Source organism: Pseudoalteromonas sp. S1612, assembly GCF_005887175.1.
Lineage (GTDB): Bacteria > Pseudomonadota > Gammaproteobacteria > Enterobacterales > Alteromonadaceae > Pseudoalteromonas > Pseudoalteromonas undina.
Genome location: NZ_PNDH01000046.1, coordinates 1 through 5,939, shown reverse-complemented (window position 1 = coordinate 5,939; position 5,939 = coordinate 1). Strand labels below are relative to the sequence as shown.

The 5,939-nt window shown below is 41.4% G+C and carries 4 protein-coding genes; all 4 read right to left on the bottom strand.

What is annotated here, in order from left to right; all coding sequences use genetic code 11:
• Nucleotides 1-2,299 (bottom strand): electron transport complex subunit RsxC (gene rsxC / locus CWB78_RS15285; RefSeq protein ID WP_249930467.1); only part of this gene is annotated, 2,299 nt, incomplete at its 3' end.
• Nucleotides 2,300-2,307: 8 nt separating this feature from the next.
• A complete protein-coding gene (gene rsxB / locus CWB78_RS15280; RefSeq protein ID WP_008115242.1) occupies nucleotides 2,308-2,862 on the bottom strand; it encodes an electron transport complex subunit RsxB in 555 nt (184 codons plus the stop codon).
• A gap of 1 nt (nucleotide 2,863) precedes the next feature.
• Nucleotides 2,864-3,445 (bottom strand): electron transport complex subunit RsxA, encoded by a 582-nt coding sequence (rsxA, locus tag CWB78_RS15275; RefSeq protein ID WP_008115244.1) that lies wholly within the window; start codon nucleotides 3,443-3,445, stop codon nucleotides 2,864-2,866.
• Nucleotides 3,446-3,689: 244 nt separating this feature from the next.
• Nucleotides 3,690-5,633 carry a bifunctional diguanylate cyclase/phosphodiesterase gene (locus CWB78_RS15270; RefSeq protein ID WP_138571407.1) on the bottom strand — a complete coding sequence of 648 codons (1,944 nt, stop codon included), beginning with the start codon at nucleotides 5,631-5,633 and terminating at the stop codon, nucleotides 3,690-3,692.
• Nucleotides 5,634-5,939 lie beyond the last annotated feature (306 nt).

Sequence of the window (5,939 nt, the reverse complement as noted above, 5' to 3'; positions counted from 1 at the left end):
GTGGTGTTCTGTCGTCTGCTCGGCAGCATCTGGGAGATTCACTTGTTGTGTCATCGCTTGCTGTTTGCTCATTAGCTTGTGCTGCCTTTTTGGCTTTAGCTCGAGCAATAGCGGCAGCGACGGCAGCTTTTTTATCATCGGCAGCAACTGGAGATTCACTTGCTATGTCATCGTTTGGTGTTTGCTCAGCAGCTTGCGCTGCCTTTTTAGCTTTAGCACGGGCAATAGCTGCAGCGACGGCAGCTTTTTTATCATCGGCAGCAACTGGAGATTCACTTGCAGTGTCATCGCTTGCTGTTTGCTCATTAGCTTGTGCTGCCTTTTTGGCTTTAGCGCGGGCAATAGCGGCAGCGACGGCAGCTTTTTTATCATCGGCAGCAACTGGAGATTCACTTGCTGTGTCATCGTTTGGTGTTTGCTCAGCAGCTTGCGCTGCCTTTTTGGCTTTAGCACGGGCAATGGCTGCAGCGACGGCAGCTTTTTTATCATCGGCAGCAGCTGGAGATTCACTTGCAGTGTCATCGCTTGCTGTTTGCTCATTAGCTTGTGCTGCCTTTTTGGCTTTAGCGCGGGCAATAGCGGCTGCAACTGCTGACTTTTTGTCATCTACAGCTTCGTCATCACCATTATTTTGTGCTTTTTGCTCTTTATAAAGGCGAGCTTGCTCTTTACGTGCTGCGCGCTCTTTTGCAACTTCACTGTTATCTGGCTCAAGTTCGCCACCTTGTTTTTTAGCTTTAGCACGCGCAATTGCCGCTGCTACAGCTGATTTATTGTCACCATCGCTGGTTTTATCTTTAACGCGGGCAAGGGCATCGGCTACTTTTTGCTGCTCTTCGGTAGATTTAGCTGCAGGTTTACGTTTATGGCGATTTTTTCGCTCAGCTTGCTCTTGCTCTAAACGCGCTTTACGTGCATCAAATCGTTCTTTAGCGCGATCAGATTTTATCTTCTCGGCAATTTGCTCTTTAATCTCAACTTTTGCAACGCGGTAGTACTGAACGAGTGGTATTTCACTTGGGCAAACATAGGCACACGCGCCACATTCAATACAATCAAATAAGTTATGTTCTTGGAGTTTGTCGTATTCTTTTGATTTAGCAAACCACTGTAACTGCTGTGGTAACAATGAAGCAGGGCACGCATCTGCACAGGCACTACAGCGAATACAGGCTTTTTCTGGGCCAGGCTCTGCTAATTCTTTATGATCTGGAGCAAGTATGCAGTTTGTTGTTTTAACAACGCCAATACGAACCGTAGGTAAGGTAAATCCCATCATAGGACCACCCATGACCACACGTTGTTGTGGCACAGGTGAAAACCCTTGGCAATCAAGTAAGTGTTTTATCTCAGTACCTAATAGCACCCATACATTACCGGGCTTATGTATGGTATTGCCGGTAACGGTAACTACACGTTCAATTAACGGTTTACCTTCGTATACGGCTTGCTGAATCGCAAATAAAGTACCTGTGTTATGTACTAAAATGCCGATATCAGCAGGGATACCGCCGTTTGGTACTTCACGGTTAGTGAGCAGTTTTATTAGCTGTTTTTCACCGCCAGAGGGATAAACAGTAGGGACTGTTTGCACTAAAATATGCTCGTTATGCTTCGCCGCTTCTGTCATGGCTGTGATAGCCTCGGGCTTATTATCTTCAATACCAATAATACACAGGGTAGGATTGAGCAGCTGTTGCATGAGCTCAATACCTTTGATTATTTCAGCGGCATGTTCGCGCATTAAAGTATCGTCAGCCGTGATGTAAGGTTCACACTCAACCGCGTTCACGATTAAAAACTCAATTGGCTGCTTAATATCTGCTTTAACGTAGGTTGGAAAACCTGCGCCTCCCATGCCAGAGATCCCCGCATTATGAATAACATCAACGAGTTCATCGTGTGATGCATTGGCTGGGTTTGCTAAAGGCGATAATTCACACCAGGTATCTTTGCCATCGGGTTCAATAATAATGCTTAATTCAGGCAAGGCAGAAGGATGCGCTGATGGCATAGGCGTTATATCAGTAATAGTACCTGAAGTCGGTGCATGCACGGGTACCGACCAGTTAGCAGAAGGCTTAGTTAATGGTTGACCTTTTAATACGTGCTGGTTTTTTTCTACAATTAACTTACCGCTAGCGCCAATATGCTGCTTTAAAGGCAAAACGAGTTTTTCAGGCAAAGGAAGGCGCGCAATAGGCGTATTATTAGATAATGACTTTTGCTGCGGAGGATGTACGCCGCCAGGAAATGCCCAAACGGTGCCTTTTTTTATTTGTTCAAGTAACTTTTCCACTCAAACCTCTAATCTATTTGGGTAACAGGAATAGCGTCTAGTTGCCATTTCCAAGTTTGTTTTGTTGGTGCAACGGGTAGCATGTCAATACAATCGACCGGACAAGGTTCAACGCACAAGTCACAGCCTGTACATTCGTCAATTAGAACGGTGTGCATTTGTCGGGTTGCACCAACAATGGCATCAACAGGGCAGGCTTGAATACATTTGGTACAACCAATACATTCATCTTCGCGAATGTAGGCCACCGTTTTAACTGGCTCGGCTTGTTCGCCGCCGGCTAGAGGTTTAGCCTCAACACCCATCAAATCAGCCAACTTTTTAACTGTCGCATCACCACCGGGTGGGCACTTGTTTATTTCATCGCCATTGGCAATGGCTTCTGCATAAGGGCGACAACCAGGATAACCACATTGACCACATTGTGTTTGTGGCAAAATGGTATCGATTTGCTCCACTACAGGATTACCTTCAACTCGAAAACGTACGGCTGCAAATCCTAAAATTAATCCGAAAATTAACGCCAGTAAACCCAGCGCTATTAAAGCGTACAACAAGGTCATATTAAAACTTCACTAATCCAGTAAAACCCATAAAGGCCATTGACATTAAACCTGCCGTTATCATTGCGATTGAAGCACCTTTAAATGGAGTGGGAACATCTGCCGCGGCTAGGCGTTCGCGTAATGCCGCAAATAAAACTAAAACTAATGAAAAACCCACTGCGGCACCAAACCCATAAACGGCAGATTGTAAAAAGGTGTGATCTTCTTTGATATTTAATAAAGCAACACCGAGTACTGCACAGTTAGTCGTTATTAAAGGTAAAAATATTCCCAATAAACGATATAGCGTTGGACTGGTTTTTCTAACAACCATTTCAGTAAATTGAACAACCACTGCAATAACTAAAATAAAGCTCATTGTTTTCAGGTAGGTGATATCTAGTGGTAATAAAATATACTCGTTTACTAAATAACTGGTCACAGAGGCAAGCGTTAGCACAAAGGTAGTTGCTAAAGACATACCTATGGCTGTATCAAGTTTTCCTGATACACCCATAAACGGGCAAAGGCCTAAAAATTGTACTAATACAAAGTTGTTAACTAACACTGTTCCAATTAATAACAAGACGTATTCTGTCATGTGTGCCTCACGCTAATAAAATCCCGTGTATTATCCTTTTTTCTACTGCGATTAACAACACGTTGAGTGATTATCAGTTAAATAAACAACGTTAAATAATGGGCTAATTGTAAAGGGTTAAATTTAAGGGAGTTTGCAATTAAAAAACTGTCAGCATTTTAACGGCTGAACAGTCATAAAAGCACACTTTAAAAAGTAAAAAAGAGCATAAATGCTCTTTTTTATTATTAAATAGGGTAATTAGTTAGATGTCTTTAGGCTTTTCAATATAGTAACCTTGGACACCATCAAGGCATAGGGTTTCTACAATGTGCTTTTCTTCTTGGCTTTCAACGCCCTCTGCAAAAACACTAACGCCAATTCTATGAGCAAGGTCGACCATTAAACGCATAAAGTATTGATTGTTTTTATCGTCCTCTAAGCCTCGGGTATAGCTTGCATCCATTTTAATAAAGTCTGGTTTTAAATCTCTGAAAAATTTAAATGAGGTGAGCCCGACACCAAAGCGTTCTACAGTTATTCTGGCACCAACGCGATGCACCATATCAATAAAGCGTTTGCTTGCTTTAATGTTTTGTTGAAGACCAAATTCACTCACTTCAAAAATTAACTTAGAAGCAATATGCGTATCTTTAAGTAAACGGCGCTCTAACCAAATCATAAACTGGTCGCTATGCGCGCTTGAAGGGGTAATATTTAAGCCAAAATACTTTTCAGATAAATTACTCGATTTTATTCTTTCTAAAGATGAGTCTATTATTAACTTGTCAATTTCAATGGCCATATCGAGCTTTTCAGCCATTGCTAAAAATGAAGCGGTAGGCAAAGCTTGGTTTTCTTCTGTTTTGAAGCGGGCTTGAATTTCAGCATAGGCTTTAATGCTTTTGCCTAAAGGCATAATATTTTGGATCACCAAATGGACGCTTTTAGACTCAATTACTTCGTTGATCACTTTACGCCAGTTTTGGTTACCAAATCCTGCGCTCACGTTATTAACTAGATCAGTATCGCGCTGTACATGCCATGCATTAGCTTGTTTAGACTGAGCCATGCTCATTGCATTATCAACAATAGAGAGCAACTCACCTAAAGGCTTTGATTTTTCGTAACCAACAATACCTGTGTTTGCAACCGAGCTAAGCTCTTGGTTTTGCATATATTGAGTAAAGCGAGATTGTAAGTTCTCACCAAACTTTTCAGCTTCTTTCAACGGGGTATTTGGTAAAATTGTTATAAAATCAGAGCTGTTAACTCTAAAAACTTGGCTGCCGGAATAGGTGCCACTGATACTTACAATAATATCTGCAACGGCTTTAATGTACTCATCACCTTTTTGATAACCGCGGCTTTGATTTATAGACTGTAACTCACTACAGCGAACGAGTGCTAAAGAGCCAAATGTACTTACTTCGGTGTTTTCAATATTCTTTTCGTAGTAATCAACAAACATGTTGCGATTACCTAACTCAGTCACACCGTCTTTGTAGGCCTCACGTTTTATTGTGTGTGCAGCATTTTTTATATTGTCATTCTTACTTTTTAAAAAGTGCGATAAACGATTAAAGCTAGGAATTAAACTTTTCCCTAACTTAGCTAACTCTGGCGAATCAATTTTAGTCGCAAAATCATCGCCTAGTTGATTTTGGTTTATATAAATATCAATGACATCAGCAACGTCCGTACATATATTGTCATTAATGTGCTTAACAATGGTTTTCATTAATGCAATAGGTATTAGAGCGAGTAGGGTGCTAATAATTAAAATTATAAAAAAAGCAGCTTGAAACTGCTCACTCAAATGAGTGATGTTGATTTTAAATTCAACTTTTATATCGGCATTATCATTAGTGGCATACTGAGGGCGCACTGAGTTGTTGCTTGACTGAATAAGCTCAGCAATAACAGGCAATTGCGGTGCGTTGTTAACTGAAAATACTTCAGCACCTTGATAATCACGCAAGGTAAAGTGTGAAAAGATTTCACTGCTTGCAAGTGTGTTTTTTAAGTTATCAGCAGAGAGGTCAGTTGCAGATAGGTTTTTAATATATTGCTCGACTGTCGCTTGCGCATTTTTTTGAGCTTTACCGATGGCACTATCAAAATTTTGGCTAATAAAATAACAGCCAGCGGTCACAAGAATCAACCAAGCCATCAGTTGTATAAAAATAAGTTTTTTAAAAGCTGCCATTGTTTAATCTTTATATGTCAAAGGGGAGGACACAACCTCATGATTATTAAAATAATTATAGCTTGATAGAGAAAGTTATCAAATAGTTAGTTTTTGTAATCAAAAAGTTTTTGTTTTAAAAGAGAAATGGTAGAGCAAATTTGAAGAGATGTCTATGGAAGTGTAGTAAATTGGCTCCCCCTCCCCGACATGCGAGGAGCACAAGTCTGTTATCAGGGCCACGGTCTCTCGCTCGGAGGGCGTGGTCTGGTTGTTTATTCATAGGCTCGGGGGGCGCGCGCGCGGCGGGGGGGGGGGGGGGGGGGG